This is a genomic window from Thalassospira sp. CH_XMU1448-2, assembly GCF_037027285.1.
Classification (GTDB): Bacteria; Pseudomonadota; Alphaproteobacteria; order Rhodospirillales; family Thalassospiraceae; genus Thalassospira; species Thalassospira profundimaris_C.
Genome location: NZ_JAYMEA010000002.1, coordinates 376,044 through 391,365, shown reverse-complemented (window position 1 = coordinate 391,365; position 15,322 = coordinate 376,044). Strand labels below are relative to the sequence as shown.

General features: G+C 54.9%; 12 protein-coding genes and 4 tRNA genes. 2 read left to right on the top strand and 14 right to left on the bottom strand.

Annotation, left to right across the window (positions count from 1 at the left end; translation table 11 throughout):
• Position 1 precedes the first annotated feature (1 nt).
• From WA318_RS09155 to WA318_RS09125, 7 genes are all read right to left on the bottom strand, one after another.
• Positions 2–77, bottom strand: a tRNA-Glu gene (locus WA318_RS09155).
• 39 nt (positions 78–116) lie between these two features.
• Positions 117–192: transfer RNA gene (locus WA318_RS09150), tRNA-Glu, on the bottom strand.
• 32 nt (positions 193–224) lie between these two features.
• Positions 225–300 (bottom strand) — tRNA-Glu (locus WA318_RS09145).
• Positions 301–332: 32 nt separating this feature from the next.
• A tRNA-Glu gene (locus WA318_RS09140) sits at positions 333–408 on the bottom strand.
• Between the two features lie 236 nt (positions 409–644).
• On the bottom strand, positions 645–1,895 hold the full coding sequence (locus tag WA318_RS09135; protein ID WP_114097765.1) for an MFS transporter: 1,251 nt from the start codon (positions 1,893–1,895) through the stop codon (positions 645–647).
• A gap of 119 nt (positions 1,896–2,014) precedes the next feature.
• The gene (gene recJ / locus WA318_RS09130) at positions 2,015–3,775 is read right to left on the bottom strand and encodes a single-stranded-DNA-specific exonuclease RecJ (protein WP_336080664.1); all 1,761 of its coding nucleotides are present in this window, start codon (positions 3,773–3,775) and stop codon (positions 2,015–2,017) included.
• 112 nt (positions 3,776–3,887) lie between these two features.
• Complete coding sequence (locus tag WA318_RS09125) at positions 3,888–4,424, bottom strand: peroxiredoxin (RefSeq protein WP_336080663.1); 537 nt, start codon at positions 4,422–4,424, stop codon at positions 3,888–3,890.
• 203 nt (positions 4,425–4,627) lie between these two features.
• Here WA318_RS09125 and WA318_RS09120 point away from each other — a divergent pair, with 203 nt between their 5' ends.
• Complete coding sequence (locus tag WA318_RS09120; protein WP_258548652.1) at positions 4,628–4,945, top strand: hypothetical protein; 318 nt, start codon at positions 4,628–4,630, stop codon at positions 4,943–4,945.
• On the opposite strand, the gene WA318_RS09115 is transcribed toward WA318_RS09120, so the two are convergent.
• From WA318_RS09115 to WA318_RS09090, 6 genes are all read right to left on the bottom strand, one after another.
• Entirely contained in the window at positions 4,946–6,238 is a 1,293-nt protein-coding gene (locus WA318_RS09115; protein WP_114097762.1) for an Hsp70 family protein, read from the bottom strand.
• A gap of 79 nt (positions 6,239–6,317) precedes the next feature.
• Positions 6,318–6,710 carry a hypothetical protein gene (locus tag WA318_RS09110; RefSeq protein WP_336080662.1) on the bottom strand — a complete coding sequence of 131 codons (393 nt, stop codon included), beginning with the start codon at positions 6,708–6,710 and terminating at the stop codon, positions 6,318–6,320.
• Between the two features lie 86 nt (positions 6,711–6,796).
• A complete protein-coding gene (gene glpX / locus WA318_RS09105) occupies positions 6,797–7,756 on the bottom strand; it encodes a class II fructose-bisphosphatase (protein WP_336080661.1) in 960 nt (319 codons plus the stop codon).
• Between the two features lie 145 nt (positions 7,757–7,901).
• Positions 7,902–9,206, bottom strand: a complete 1,305-nt coding sequence (locus WA318_RS09100; RefSeq protein WP_336080660.1) for a homoserine dehydrogenase — start codon at positions 9,204–9,206, stop codon at positions 7,902–7,904.
• Positions 9,207–9,329: 123 nt separating this feature from the next.
• The gene (locus tag WA318_RS09095) at positions 9,330–10,571 is read right to left on the bottom strand and encodes an LL-diaminopimelate aminotransferase (protein WP_114097574.1); all 1,242 of its coding nucleotides are present in this window, start codon (positions 10,569–10,571) and stop codon (positions 9,330–9,332) included.
• 376 nt (positions 10,572–10,947) lie between these two features.
• Complete coding sequence (locus WA318_RS09090; protein ID WP_258548651.1) at positions 10,948–12,246, bottom strand: OmpA family protein; 1,299 nt, start codon at positions 12,244–12,246, stop codon at positions 10,948–10,950.
• Between the two features lie 327 nt (positions 12,247–12,573).
• Here WA318_RS09090 and WA318_RS09085 point away from each other — a divergent pair, with 327 nt between their 5' ends.
• Positions 12,574–14,376: a PHA/PHB synthase family protein gene (locus WA318_RS09085; RefSeq protein ID WP_114097572.1), complete on the top strand. Its 1,803-nt coding sequence runs from the start codon at positions 12,574–12,576 to the stop codon at positions 14,374–14,376.
• Between the two features lie 40 nt (positions 14,377–14,416).
• Here WA318_RS09085 and WA318_RS09080 read toward each other — a convergent pair whose 3' ends face one another.
• Entirely contained in the window at positions 14,417–15,040 is a 624-nt protein-coding gene (locus tag WA318_RS09080) for a hypothetical protein (RefSeq protein WP_336080659.1), read from the bottom strand.
• Positions 15,041–15,322 lie beyond the last annotated feature (282 nt).

Here is a 15,322-nt window from a genome sequence, read left to right as displayed (position 1 = left end):
ATGGCGTCCCCTAGGGGATTCGAACCCCTGTTGCCGCCGTGAAAGGGCAGTGTCCTAGGCCTCTAGACGAAGGGGACACAAGCACGATGTGCCAATGTCAAATGACTTTCGGTTGGTGGCGTCCCCTAGGGGATTCGAACCCCTGTTGCCGCCGTGAAAGGGCAGTGTCCTAGGCCTCTAGACGAAGGGGACATAGCACCAATCGAAGTCATCATGTTAACGAGTGGCGTCCCCTAGGGGATTCGAACCCCTGTTGCCGCCGTGAAAGGGCAGTGTCCTAGGCCTCTAGACGAAGGGGACATAGCACCAATCGAAGTCATCATGTTAACGAGTGGCGTCCCCTAGGGGATTCGAACCCCTGTTGCCGCCGTGAAAGGGCAGTGTCCTAGGCCTCTAGACGAAGGGGACGCAGCGCGTTAACGAGGCCGGTTTTTAGCGATTGGGTCGGGTCAGGTCAAGCGGCTTTTTCGCCCTTATGCCGTTTTTTTTAATCCCCCACCGAAAATAGGGCGATATCCCGCCCAATCCCGAAAAAACCAGGCCTTGATGTTTAACCTGATGGTTCATTTTTTCCATCCACCTGCCAGATGAGAATGAATTCATCCCCCGTCAAGGTCGATATGGATGGAAAAAATATTTCCAGATCAGTCCTTTTTGCGTTTTGCACCGAACCAGAAGGTAATCCCCGCAACGCCAAGACCGATTCCCAAAAACACAAACATTGACTGATATGCTTCCGGTGCACCGGCCTCAAACTGCCCGATGATCAGACCGGCAACGCCCTGCAACACAAAAAGCCCGGCAAAGGTCGCCAGATTGACAGTGGTAAGCGCACGGCCAATCTGATGTTCCGGGACAGCCTGCCGGGAAGCAGCATAGCTCAGCGTTGCACTGGACCCGATAAAGCCATGAATCAGCATCAGAACAGCCGCCACGCCAACGCCCCAGGGCCCGAGAAAGGCCTGAAGCAAACAGGCCCCTGCCCCGACCAGAACGGCAAAGACAATCAGTCCCTGGGTCTTGGCCGGAAATTTGCGTGAAAGCTGTCCATAGGCTGGCGGCCCAAGGATCATGCCGATTGTCATGATCAGCAACACATTGCCAACTTCGACCGGGCCAAGTGCGAAGACATCATGCAAATACGGCCCGCCCCACAATCCGCGTACTGTCAGGATTGCCGGATAGCTAAAGAATGCGACACCCGACAACAGCCAGACCTGACGATTCTTCCAGACAGACACCATGCCCTTAAGGGCATCAAGGACCGTTTCGCCCTTGCGATCAACAACCGCATGACCGGGAGGCGTATCGCGCACGAACAAAAGATCAAGCACCACCGAAACCAAACTGATCGCGGCCAGACCAAAATAAACTGTTCGCCAGCCATGAGTTTCGACAAGGGCTGCCAGTGGCGTTGCCGAGGCCAGAACACCCAGCAGACTAAAGGAGACAATAAGTCCCGATGCGGCTGCGAATTTTTCGGGTGCAGTCCAGCGCGCGGCAAGAACAAGCGCGGCCATGAAAGCAGCTGAACAGCCAAGCCCGATCACCGCCTGCCCGATCATCAGACCGATGACGCTATGAGCATTGGCAAAGATGATCACGCCCGCCACAGTACCAAGCATCAGGATGCCATTGGTAAGGCGCGGCCCATAGCGGTCAAGCATCACGCCAACCGGTATCTGCATCAGGGCAAAAGCGAAGTGGAAGCTGCCGGAAACCAGCCCAAGCTGTTCCGGGGTGACGGCAAGTTCAACACGCAAGGGTTCGGCCAAAAGAGCCTGGGCCGAACGGAAAAACTGGCTGAGCGAGAAAGCCAGAAGGATCGGCGCGAGCACCAGAATGAAATGACTGGTCCGCGCAATGGGGGGCGAGTGTTTTGTGTGTTCTGTCATGATGTTATCTGGGATAATCCCATCATCACGGAACGGCAAGCCTTTGCATTACATGGCAGATGCCAGAATTTTTGACACCGCTCTGGAACCGGTGCCCGCCATCCAAAACCGCTGATAGATCAAACAGGCAATGCAACGTCGTCAATAATCAGCTGCACACCCTCATTGCCCTGCCAGGTGTCACGACGCAGATGTCCGAGAATATGCAACGGACGCCCGCCATGCTTGATCAGGGTCTGCCCCATATCGTTATCAAGGCATCTGAAAGCAATTGCCTTAAGCCGTCCCTTGCCATTGGCCCCGGTCAGGATACAACGTACATGGTCGGCGCCGACCACATCGGCCTTGATCGCACGACAATCAACAAACACGAACCGCGGCTCGGCATTGCCTGCCCCGAACGGGCCAAGCTTTTCGAGCGCATTGATCAGCTCAATCGTTGCCCCATGGGCGTGAAGCGCGCCATCCACCGTGATGGTCGGGCGAATATCATTTTCTTCGATGATTTTGGCAAACCGTTCTTCAAGAAAGGCCTCAAATGCATCGCGCTTTTCGGGATCAAGTGTAAAGCCCGCCGCCATGCCATGGCCACCGCCATTGATCAGAAGCCCGGCCTGCCGCGCTGCAATGATCGCCGCCCCAAGATCTATACCGCGCACAGAACGGCCCGACCCCTTATAAACGCCATCCACAAGCCCCATCACAAGCGACGGCACGTGATAGCGATCCTTAAGCCTGCTGGCGACGATGCCGATCACACCGGGATGCCAGTCATCCCCGCCGACCAGCACCATTGACGCGACCTTTGACTGTCCTTCGACCGCGCTGATCGCCTGATCAAGGACGATATCCTCGATTGCCTTGCGTTCGCGGTTATATTCATCAAGCTTGCGCGCGATATCTTGCGCCTGGGCGGGGTTATCCCCTGAAAGCAGGGTGGTACCCAGAAAACTCTCACCAACGCGCCCACCGGCATTCACACGCGGCCCCAGCACATATCCAAGGTGATAGGCACTTGGCGTTTCATTCACCCCCGCCACATCGGCAAGGGATGTCATGCCGACATTTGAACGATGCTTCATGACCTTAAGCCCCTGTGTGACAAAGGCGCGGTTCAGTCCGCGCAACGGCACCACGTCACACACGGTCCCAAGCGCCACCAGATCAAGCCAGTTGCGCAAATCCGGGGCACGAATACCGGCCTTTTCAAGCCAGCCGCGATTGCGCAATTCACGCAGCATCGCCACACACAGCAAAAACGCCACGCCAGCGGCACATAAATGCCCAAGGCCGCTTTCATCATCAAGTCGATTGGGGTTAACCACCGCAACGGCGGGCGGCAATTCAGGCTCGGCAGCATGGTGATCGACAACAATGATCTCGATCCCGGCATCTTTGGCTTCCTGCAACGGGGCATAGGCCGTCACCCCGCAATCCACGGTCAGAATCAGGTTGGCCCCATTGCGTTGCAAGGCCAGAAGTGCGGGGGCATTCGGGCCGTACCCCTCGGTCATGCGATCAGGAATATGGACCGGAACATCCGCGCCCAGCGCAGCAAAGAAACGCTTTAACAGTGCCGTACTGGTTGCGCCATCAACATCATAGTCGCCGAAAACGGCGATTTTCTCGCCCTTTTCAATCGCATCGGCAATGCGCGATGCGGCCTTGTCCATATCCTGCAAGGATGACGGATCAGGCATCAGATCGCGCAAGGTCGGCGACAGGAAACTTTCGGCATCATCAAGACCAATGCCCCGATTTGCCATCACCCTGCCAACGATTTCCGGCACGCCAAAGCGTTGCGAAATCGTGGTTGCCAATCGTTCATCGCTTGCGCGTTCGCGCCACCATTTGCCGGTGACGGAACGTTCGATACCCATGAATGTCGTTTCTTGTGCGTGATCTTTCATGCCCTATGAAATAGCGCAATCTCGGGCACGCTTAAACCGGATAATTTGAAGTTCGGCAAACTTCGTCACCGGCCATGCGATTTCACCCGCGCGGGTTGTCACCACACCATTTAAGGACATTCTCGGCATCGGCTGCCGGATCATCGACGGGATAGAAAACCTTGGTGATTTTGCCATCATCAATGACCATGGTCAGCCGTTTGAACAGGCGCATGCCATCGGCTTCGAAATCGGGCATTGCCATGGCTTCCTTGAAGCGGTGATCGGCATCGGACAACAGCGCGAATGGCAGATGAAGGCGTTCAGCTGCCTCTTTCTGATAGTCTGTGGTCTGGCTTGAAAGCCCGTAAAGGTTTTCCACCCCGACTGCCCGCAATTCGGCCGCATGGTCGCGGAACGAACAGGATTGCGGCGTGCAGCCCTTGGCACCGGGGATTTCATCCCAGCCTTCAGGCGACGGAACACCCGGTTCGGCTGTGCGCGGATAGGCATAAACGACGGAGCGCCCCGCAAGACTAGAGATATCAACCATCTGATCATTGGTCGCGCCAAGCGGCAAGGCTGGCAGGTTTTGGCCGGTCAACCGTTCGATCACATGTGCGTCACTTTCGCTATTCATTTGCGTTCCTCCCTGAACACCATTTCTCCGATCCTGTTTCAACAGGTCGGGCTTATTGAGATTCAAGATAGGTGTGATTTCTCAAACCGAAAAGAAGATGCGTTTGCGCATTGTGGAAAAGTTCACAATGTCACGATGACTTGCAGACAACTCAAAGCTGTGCAGACTGTGACAACAATCAATAAAACAAACGGATACGAGCAATGAACCAGAAAAAGGGCCTGCGGATCGGATTGACCGTCCTTTCCGTGCTTGGTGCTGTGATGTCGATGCCTTTGGTGATGTTCTCACCCATGATGTTCGACGCCCCGGGGTCAGAGGAAAACATCCTTACCCAGTTCCTGTTTTTCAGCGTCCTCGCCTTCCCGGTGCTTTGCCTTGCCGGTGGCATTCTGCCATGGGTGTTTCGACGTCATCAGCTTGGCATCTGGCTTTATGCCCTGAGCGGCCTTGCCATCGGGCTACTTGTCAGCGCCTTTGTATTGCTTGATGTCATGTGCAGCGGGGATTTCAGCTGCTGATCAAACGATGCCTTCGTCAGCAGCAATAAGCGCCAGACCATGCGCAACCGACAGGAACGGCTGGCCGATTTCGATCCGATCCTTGCCAAAGCCGTCTTCAAAGATTTTCCGAACGGCCGGGACATAGGATGTGCCGCCGGTCATGAAGACTTTTGACACATCGCGGGCATCAAGACCGGATTGCTCAAGGCAGTTTTTCGCCGCCTGTTCAATATCGGCAAGGTCGGGTGCAATCGCGGTTTCGAAATCGGCACGGGTCAGTTTTTCTTCGATCTCGACCCCGCCATGGGAGAATTGCAGGATCGTGCTATCGCGATCTGACAGTTCTGCCTTGGCCTTGGACACCGTCTGATAAAGGTGGAAGCCCATTTCATCCTCGATGATCGCCACCAGATCCTCGATATCATCCGGGCGCGTTGCCGAACGGATCAGGCTTTTGATTTCGTTGATGGTTTTGGGCTGGTTCATCATGGCAAGTTCATGCCAGCGCGAAAAGGCCGTGTAATATTGACGCGGCACCGGCAACGTCGCGCCCATCGACTTATATTCCGAGCCAAAGCCAAGGCGCGGCCAGACGGCCTTTTGAATGATGCGATAGTCAAACCGGTCGCCTGCAATGCCAAGACCGGTATGGGCCAAGGGTTGCACGCCGCGAATGCCAAGACCGGGCGTAAAGCGGATCAGAGAAAAGTCACTGGTCCCCCCGCCAAAGTCGGCCACCAGAACGGTTTCGGGTTTATCAAGCTCGCGCCCGTAATAATAGGAAGCTGCGAGCGGTTCAAACACCATGGCTTCAACATCGAAACCGGCCTGTTCATAAGCCCCGCGCAGGCGCATTTCGGCAAAATCATTATCGGGATTGCTCCCCGCAAAGGCGACAGGACGCCCGGAAATCACCCGCTGCCCCAACCAGCCAAGGCTGTGCTGCGCGAAGTGATGGATTTGCGTCAGGAACGTGCCAATCAGGTCTTCAATCGAATAGGTCGTTCCGAAAATTTCGGTGCCCTCAAAATCCTTGGCCGCAAGGTAGGATTTCATCGACTGGATCAGACGGCAGTCGTGGCTTTCCTTAAGATATTCGGCAATCGCGAACGGGCCGGAACAGCTTCTGGAATGGGTCGGCGCGCCGGGCGCTGTCAGCTCCTGCTCCTCCCAGAAATAGAGGATGGTGCGATAGGTATCAAAGCTGTTGGCACCGACTTCAAACTTTGCCGACTGGACATTTCCTGCACTGTCTGCGACCGCAAGAACAGAATTGGTCGTACCGAAATCAAGGGCAATAATTTCAGACATCAGGCAGGCTCCAGAACTTCATCAACGGAATTGGGCCGGAGGGTTTAGCGCAAGCCAGGCGGACACACAAGACGCAAACTTAAATCGCCTTCGACAAACGCAAAAACCTGCGCATAACAAACATCGCGCCCAGTCCCGAAATATATAACAGGACCCAGTATCCGATTACATTGAAGTAGTACATCGAAAAGGATGTCGACATCAGTGTCTTGGTGACAACCAAGCTCAGACCGAACATCAAAGCCAAATCCGCGGCGATAAAGAGCACGGTACTTATTGCAAACAGCCAAAAATCCAGAACAGAGATAACTACCAAAGCTATCGAAACATAGGAAATCGCCAACATGACGCCTGTTGGCACATCTGCACCGGCTAGTCCCCAAGCATAATGCGCGAAAATGATAACGCTGGGCAGGAACCTAACCGCATGCAATGCAGACATTCCAAGATATGTTGCAATCTTCGCAGTCATTTCTGCCCCAATGAAAAAGTCCCCGACTGAGCGGGGACTTTAAACGCAGAATATATATCTGCAACCTAAACCTTTGGCTGCAGAGATTACTTGTACCAGATTTTCCGGCTGAAATCGTGAACAGCACGGACGTAGCGCACGGTACCGGACTGCGAACGCATCACGATGCTTTCGGTTTCAGCACCGTTGGCAAAACGGCGCACACCGCGCAGCATCGCACCATCGGTCACGCCGGTTGCGGCAAACATCACATTGCCCTTGGCAAGTTCACCCAGCTTGTATTTGCGGGTCAGGTCTTCAATGCCCCATTTCTTCGCACGCGCGATTTCATCGTCGTTGCGGAAAACAAGACGACCCTGGAACTGGCCACCAATGCAACGAAGGGCTGCTGCAGCAAGAACGCCTTCCGGTGCGCCGCCAGTCCCCATGTAAAGATCAATGCCCGAGGTTTTCTGCGAGGTCGCGATCACACCGGCAACGTCACCATCACCAATCAGCATGATGCGCGCACCTGCTTCGCGGGTTTTGGCTATGATTTCCTGATGGCGCGGGCGATCAAGAATGCACACAACCAGATCGGCAACATCGCAACCCTTCGCCAGTGCAAGGCTTTTGAGGTTTTCATGCGGGGTCGCGTCAAGATCGACAACATCCTCGGGAAGACCGCCACCAACGGCGATTTTGTCCATATAGGTATCAGGCGCATTCAGGAAGCCGCCCTTTTCTGCCATCGCGACAACGGCCAAAGAGTTCGGGCCACCGGTTGCGCAGATGGTCGTACCTTCAAGCGGATCAAGCGCAATGTCGATTTCCGGGCCATTGCCCGAACCGACTTCTTCGCCAATGAACAGCATCGGGGCTTCGTCGCGTTCGCCTTCGCCGATCACGACCGTGCCTTTGATATCCATGCTGTTAAGCGCGTTACGCATCGCGTCAACGGCGGCCTGGTCGGCTGCCTTTTCGTCGCCACGTCCCATCAGGCCCGAGCACGCAAGTGCTGCAGCCTCGGTCACGCGAACCGTTTCAAGCGCTAGATTTCGATCCATATTATCTTCCTCGTAGTGTGATGCAGGGTCTGGGGGCCCCGTCTCGTTGTTGTTTTCTATTTCTTGATTTTGTTATTTTTGCGTCGAAACTTTACAACAGCGCCCCGCATCTTGACAGGTACGAGGCGCTTTGAGCTTTAAAGTTTTAAGATGCGAAGCTTTCGATCCGCATCAGAACCGGCGGCTGCGAATTGCTTTCGAAGGCTGCGATATCATGCACTGCACCCGACATCGCCGCTTCGGTCGTTTCGTGGGCGACGATCACAACCGGCACAACACCGCCTTCGGTTTCGGCCCGGCCATGCTGGATCATCGATGCCATCGACACTCCATGCTTGGCAAGGGTCGCGGTGACTTCGGCCATGACACCCGGACGATCCCATACCATCAGGCGCAGGTAATAGGCGCCGGTATGCTTTTCGAGTGACGCACGCACATTCTTCTTAAGACGTTCGGCAGGAACACCGAATACAGGGGCATTGCGGCCCGCAGCAATATCAACGATATCGGCCACCACCGCCGATGCAGTCGGACGTTCCCCCGCCCCGCGGCCCTGAAGAACCACCGGACCAACATAGTCACCTTCAAGGGCAACGGCGTTAAACACGCCCTCGACCTTGGAAATCTGGGTTGAACGGCTGACCATGACCGGGGAAACGCGCTGTTCGATGCCTTCGGCAGTCTGTTTGGCAATACCAAGCAGTTTGATGCGATAGCCAAGTTCTTCGGCAAGCTGGATATCAAGGGCCGACACACTGCGAATGCCTTCGACAGCAACCGCGTCAAAATCAACTTCGACCCCGAATGCCAGGCTGGCAAGAATCGCAAGTTTGTGCGCGGCATCAATGCCATCAACGTCAAAGGTCGGATCGGCCTCGGCATAGCCAAGTTTCTGTGCCTCGGACAGAACATCGGCAAAGTCGCGCCCCTGTTCACGCATGGTGGTCAGGATATAGTTGCACGTGCCGTTCAGAATGCCGGTAACGCGAGAAATCGCATTCCCTGCCAGACCTTCACGCATCGCCTTGATCACCGGAATACCACCGGCAACTGCTGCTTCATAGGCGATGGTGACATTGTTGGCATCGGCAATCTGGGCCAGTTCAACGCCCTTGAGTGCGATCAACGCCTTGTTGGCGGTCACGACATGCTTGCCGTTTTCAAGGGCGGTCTTGCAGACATCATAGGCGATGCCTTCGGAGCCACCGATCAGTTCGACCAGAATGTCGATTTCCTTGTCCGCAGCAAGATCGCGGGCGTCGTCGTACCAGGTCAGGCCTTCTGTCGAAAAACCACGATCACGAGTTCGATCACGCGCCGATACCGCTGTAACGACGATCTGACGACCCGAACGGTCGGCCAGAATGTCGCGATGTTCACTCAGCAGCTTAACGGTTCCGGCACCGACCGTACCCAGGCCTGCCACACCGATTTTTACGACGTCTTTCACGATAACTCCTTAAGCACGTGGTTCGTTTCGCAAGCGCGCAGATAACCGAAACCGGTTATCGCGTCCTGATAAAATAACGCCCGGGACATGTCCCGGGCGAAACACAGAATGCTTTATCGGATATCAGAAAGATTTCTTCAACAGTTCACGTGCAGATTCTGCATCAGGACATTTGGCAAAGAACTGTTTGATGTTGCGGTTGGCCTGACGGATGCGGTGTTTGTTCTCGACCAGTGCAATGCGCACATGACGATCACCATATTCACCAAAGCCAAGACCCGGTGCCACAGCCACCCCGGCTTCCTGCAAAAGAAGCTTTGAGAAATCAAGCGATCCCAGTTCTACGAACGGTTCGGGGATCGGTGCCCATGCAAACATGGTTGCTGCCGGACTCGGAATGTTCCAACCCGCACTTTGCGCACCTTCGATAAAGATATCACGACGTTCACGATACAGATTACGGAACCCTTCGACGCAATCCTGCGGGCCATTAAGTGCCGCCGTTGCCGCGACCTGAACCGGGGTAAAGGCACCGTAATCGAGATAGGATTTGATACGGGTCAGCGCATTGATCAGCTTCTTGTTGCCGGTGGCAAAACCGATACGCCAGCCTGCCATCGAATAGGTTTTCGACAGCGAATAGAATTCAACAGCAATATCCTTTGCCCCCTTGCATTGCAGGATCGAGGGCGGCGGGTTCCCATCAAAATAAATCTCGGCATAGGCGATATCAGACAGGACATAGATTTCATGCTTGCGGCAGAAATCAACCACCTCCTGATAGAAGGCCAGATCAACCACCAGTGCAGTCGGGTTTGCCGGGAAGTTCAGAACGACCGCGCTTGGTTTCGGGACCGAATGTTTCACCGCGCGATGGAGCTGCTCCATAAAGCTTTCGGTGTTAAACGTTCCCTGATCATCATGCCCGATCGGAATATGGCGCAAAGCCGCACCGGCAATGATAAAACCGAAGGCATGGATCGGATAGGACGGGTTTGGCACCAAAAAGATATCACCCGGGCTGGTGATCGCCGCAGCAAGGTTCGCAAGACCTTCCTTGGAACCAATGGTGACAACGGTTTCGGTTTCCGGATCGATATCAACACCAAAACGGCGATCATAATAGGCCGCAAGCGCCTTGCGCAGGCCGGGGATCCCGCGCGACATCGAATAACCATGGGTGCGCGGGTTCTGAACAGTCTCGACCAGTTTGTCGACAATGTGTTGCGGCGTGGCCGGATCCGGATTGCCCATGCCGAAATCGATAATGTCCTCACCCGCTCGCCGCGCCGCCGCCTTCATCGCATTTACTTCTGCGAATACATAGGGCGGGAGACGTTTTATGCGGTGGAAGTCTTGGGACATTATCCTACATCCTCATCAAATTGCCGAATTTCGAATTTTATGCGAAAAGCACATCTTCGAATTCACGAAAATTGCGTTTGAGCCATCAAAACAGGCCCGAAGCAGCGTACAATTCGAAGGATGTACCTTTTATGGAAATCATACTCAACGAATTAATGCGCCCGATCCATGGTTAATTCGCGTTTGCGGCAAACCGACGGCGCAAATTCGGCAATATTTCCGAAATTCAGGATTAATCGCGCCCTTGCAGGCGTCATAGCCAAAACCGTCTTGAAACGACAACAGCGCGAAAGGATTTCTCCCTTCGCGCTGCCAAAAGCGTCACCCGGCAAGTCTGCCAGACACCATGTTCAATCGATCACCTTGCCAGTGGCGATCAGTAATCCAGATAGATTTCGACACGACGGTTCCCGGCTTCACCTGCCGGAACACCTTCGTAATAACGCGGATCAGCTGAGCCGTCGGCACCGACAAAAATGGCATTCGGGCTGACACCCATCGCCAACAGGCGTGAGACGACCGAGGATGCACGACCTTCGGACACACGACGGTTCACCGCCTGATGCTGTTCAAGCGACATATTGCCGGTGCGCATCGACGCGTGACCGATGATGCGCAGAACTCCACCCGTCTGCTGCCAGGTGCTTGCAACCTGTTGCAGGACGGCATTGTCGGTTCCGCCAAGATTGGTCGAACCATGGGCGAACTGGATCTGGGCGATCTGCATGCCGTTAATGGCCGGCGGCAACTGGTCTACGGAACCGACACCAAGACGCGCGGCAAGCGCATCATTGGTCACGGTCATATCGACCATGCCGGATTCGCCATAGACCGGGGCACTGCCGCCAAGCTGGCTTTCATCGACAATGACCGACCCGTTATCGGAATAAAGCGAATAGTCAAATCCCTGACCGGAATCGACCGCAACACCGGGTTCATCGGCAAAAACGCCCTGACCTTCGGCAAGGCGACGCTGATACTGATCCATCACCGGATCACCTGACGACTTCTGGGCAGCCTCATAGGCAGCAAGCTGCTGGGCGCGCGCATCAGCGGCAGAACCGCCCGATGCCCCTGCAACTGCGGCACCACCGGCGGCGGCACCGGCAATCACTGCCGGGCGTTCAGGTGCCGGTTCCGGGGTTGGAACCGGACCGGACACAGGCGACTTGGCATTCCATTCATCGGCGATTGACGAGCCGGTCGGTGCCGAAGTAACGGCACTGGTTGTTGCAGCGGTCGTCGCAGCAGAAGCCGACGTTGTCGAAGCCATAGCACTGGTCGTAACCGGGGTGGTCGGCGCCGGAGCAATAACCGGCTGGGCAGCGGTTACTTGCGGGGCGGCTTCAAGAGCATTGACCGGCGGGCTGCTTTGACGGCGGCCAGACTGGGAATATTGTGCATTGGCGCGATCAGCAGCAAGACCAGCGATCAGCGCATCGCGTTCGGCATCACCAGTAACAATCGGCTTGTTCGGGGTATCGGAAAGATTCGGATATTCGCCATCTTCACCGGGAATCGCTTCCCCGGATTTGGCACCGGCGGTTTCGTCATCGCCGTCAAACATGTCCCCGACCGACTTCCCCCATTCGACCGGATTGATGGCATCAGGAACAGAGGAACAGGCGCCCAAAGTCAGCACCACCGCCAGCGCAGAGCCTGTCTGCAGAACCATCCGCAGCTTCCCCCTTGCAGTTTCCTGCCACGACCACTGCCCTGTCGTCGATTTCAGAACGCCCATTTGTTTTCGCTGCTCCAAATTCAGTTGGATGACCCTTGCGTTAAAATATCCGCAGAAACGTCACCTTATAATTCTTGTACTACCCCTTGGCGACGCGCTAGGCTAAGACCATGATAAGCTTGGGATCAAGCAGAGTTTCAACCCGGAGCGCCTTTCAGATACCGAACACATAAAACGCTAAAAGTCTTGCGATATTGCAAAGAAGCCCAAAACGTTTTGAAGTCACCGAGTATCTGCGGCGGTATCATAAGGGAATGCCCCATGAGCGATCAACAGGCCATCGAAACCGAAATCACGCACCCGGATCCCGAAAAACTGTCTGCAGCAATGGCAGAAATTGCCGAGAGAAGTCAACGACTTGTGTCTGAATTTCTTGCAAAACAGGCAGAAGACCCGGAAATCTCGGACCCGGACCCGCTCAATATCGGGTCGGCATTTGCCGAACTGACCACCCATATCATGCAAAATCCGGCCAAGCTGGTCGAAGCCCAGATGGAACTTTGGCAGCAATATTATACGCTGTGGCACAACACCACCTTGCGCATGCTGGGCGAAGAATCCGAACCGGTCGTCACACCCCAAAAGGGTGACCGTCGCTTCCGGGACGAGGCATGGGAAAACAACGAACTGTTTGATTACATCAAGCAGTCCTATTTGCTTTCGTCGCAATGGATGCAGAATCTGGTCCATGATGTTGACGGGCTGGACGACAAGACCGCCCAGAAAGTCGAATTCTATACCCGTCAGTTTGTCGATGCGATTTCGCCAACCAACTTCCTGATGACCAATCCGGAAGTTCTGCGCACCACCATCGAAACCGGTGGCGAAAACCTGCTCAAGGGTTTGCAGAATCTTTTGGGCGATCTTGAACGTGGCAAGGGCAAGTTACAAATCCGCATGACGGATCTTGATGCCTTCAAGATCGGGGAAAATGTTGCCACCAGCAAGGGATCGGTGATCGGCAGAACGCCCTTGATGGAATTGCTGCAATACAGTCCCAGCACCGATCAGGTCGCCAAACGCCCGCTGATGATCGTTCCACCATGGATCAACAAATATTACATCCTTGATCTGCGCCCGGAAAATTCCTTCATCAAATGGGCGGTTGATCAGGGGCATACCGTATTTGTCCTGTCATGGGTCAATCCTGACAGCAAACTTGCCGAAAAGTCGTTCGAAGATTACGCCAAGGAAGGCGTGCTTGCGGCGCTCGACATGATCGAACAGGCCACCGGTGAAACTGAGATCAACGCCATTGGCTATTGTCTGGGCGGCACACTTCTTAGCTCCACCCTTGCCTATATGGCCAAGACCGGTGACGAGCGGATCAAATCGGCGACGTTCTTTACAACACTCACCGATTTTGAAAAGCCGGGTGAACTTTCGGTCTTTGTAGATGACGAACAGATCGAAAGCCTTGAACGCAACATGTCCAAGGAGGGCTATCTCGATGGCCGGGATATGTCGATGTCGTTTAATATGCTGCGTGCCAATGACCTGATCTGGTCCTTTGTCGTATCAAATTACATGCTGGGCAAGGATCCCTTCCCGTTTGACCTGCTGTACTGGAATTCCGATTCCACCCGCATGCCCAAGGCCATGCACAGCTTCTATCTGCGCAACATGTATAACAAGAACCTGTTGCGCGAACCGGGCGGCATCTCGATTCTCGGTCAGCCGATTGACCTGCGCGATATCAAGATCCCGGTTTACTTCCTGTCGACCCGCGAAGACCATATCGCGCCCTGGCAGGCGACCTATGCCGGAACGCAATTGATGTCCGGACAGGTGAAATTTGTCCTGTCCGCGTCGGGCCATATTGCCGGCGTGGTCAATCCCCCTGCGGCCAAGAAATATTGCTACTGGACCTATAACCGTACGCCCGCCAACCCCGATGACTGGATGGCCAAGGCCACCCAGCACGAAGGGTCATGGTGGACGGACTGGCAGAACTGGATCAGCCGCCGCTCCGGCGGCAAGGTCCCGGCGCGCAAGGAAGGTGACGGCAAGCTCAAGGTGCTTGGCCCGGCACCGGGTGAATATGTAAAAGTCACCCTGTCATAATCCAAAAGCAGCACACGCCCCGGCGACGGCTATTTACCCCCTAAGGCATCAGATAGTCGTCGCAGTCGGGCAACCGCACATCCGGTTCATAACGCCCGTTTGCGACATCAAACCGAAAGATACGGTCAAAACTGCATCTTTCATCGACCCTTTCCACAAGGTCTTCATCTCGCAAGCTTGGCAACTGCGTTGAATCCTGATCAAGCGATGCGGTCGCGGGAAATGCCGTTGCCCTGCTTGCATATTCGATCTCTGGCAAACCAACCACCCCGTGGTGGCTCAAACGAATATCGGCCGCAAACCGATATTCGTCGTGGCAGACATCCCGGCGCTTCTGGATGTCGGCTTCGCTAAAACAGGCCCGGATCATTTTCACCGCACCAATTGGCACCGACAGGACAACCGGGTTTGTCGATAACGACGGACCGTCACCTGCATCCAACCTGATCACGTCAAGGAAATGCGCCTCGGTCCCGCCACCGGAATAGCCAACATTGACGGTACTGATCACCCCGACAAGAACATCGGCTGACCTGTCGGAATCCGTGATCAGAAACGGCCAAACTTCGCGATCTGTCGCGCCGAAGGAATCGGCATCAGTCAGGATATCATAAGCCAGTGTCCGTTCGCGGCCCGGTTTACCATCCCGTATGACGGAAACCATAACGCCTCCCGTGTCGGCATCCTGGGCAAGCTGCACGCACCATTTTTGATCCTGTGAACAATGCTTTTCTCCGTCCGGATCAGGCACAAGCGGGATCATGCGATAAGACGCAGTATCAGAACTGTTTGCCCCCCAGCCACATCCGCACATCAGAAGTGTACCTAGGACGGCGATTACATTTAAACAGGTGGTGTTTCTTTGCACTTCAGCTTCCCGCCGGGTAATCAATTGACTGCGCACGATCTTTGCGAAACCATCGGAAAACATTTACCAGTTAAAAGC

Bases quoted from the DNA above. Each gene is read 5' to 3' on its own strand.
- WA318_RS09085 (WP_114097572.1), top strand. From the start codon at position 12,574: ATGAGCGATCAACAGGCCATCGAAACCGAAATCACGCACCCGGATCCC.
- WA318_RS09135 (WP_114097765.1), bottom strand. From the start codon at position 1,895: ATGACAGAACACACAAAACACTCGCCCCCCATTGCGCGGACCAGTCAT.
- WA318_RS09115 (WP_114097762.1), bottom strand. From the start codon at position 6,238: ATGTCTGAAATTATTGCCCTTGATTTCGGTACGACCAATTCTGTTCTT.
- WA318_RS09090 (WP_258548651.1), bottom strand. From the start codon at position 12,246: ATGGTTCTGCAGACAGGCTCTGCGCTGGCGGTGGTGCTGACTTTGGGC.
- glpX (WP_336080661.1), bottom strand. From the start codon at position 7,756: ATGGATCGAAATCTAGCGCTTGAAACGGTTCGCGTGACCGAGGCTGCA.
- WA318_RS09110 (WP_336080662.1), bottom strand. From the start codon at position 6,710: ATGACTGCGAAGATTGCAACATATCTTGGAATGTCTGCATTGCATGCG.
- WA318_RS09125 (WP_336080663.1), bottom strand. From the start codon at position 4,424: ATGAATAGCGAAAGTGACGCACATGTGATCGAACGGTTGACCGGCCAA.
- WA318_RS09095 (WP_114097574.1), bottom strand. From the start codon at position 10,571: ATGTCCCAAGACTTCCACCGCATAAAACGTCTCCCGCCCTATGTATTC.
- WA318_RS09080 (WP_336080659.1), bottom strand. From the start codon at position 15,040: ATGGTTTCCGTCATACGGGATGGTAAACCGGGCCGCGAACGGACACTG.
- WA318_RS09120 (WP_258548652.1), top strand. From the start codon at position 4,628: ATGAACCAGAAAAAGGGCCTGCGGATCGGATTGACCGTCCTTTCCGTG.
- recJ (WP_336080664.1), bottom strand. From the start codon at position 3,775: ATGGGTATCGAACGTTCCGTCACCGGCAAATGGTGGCGCGAACGCGCA.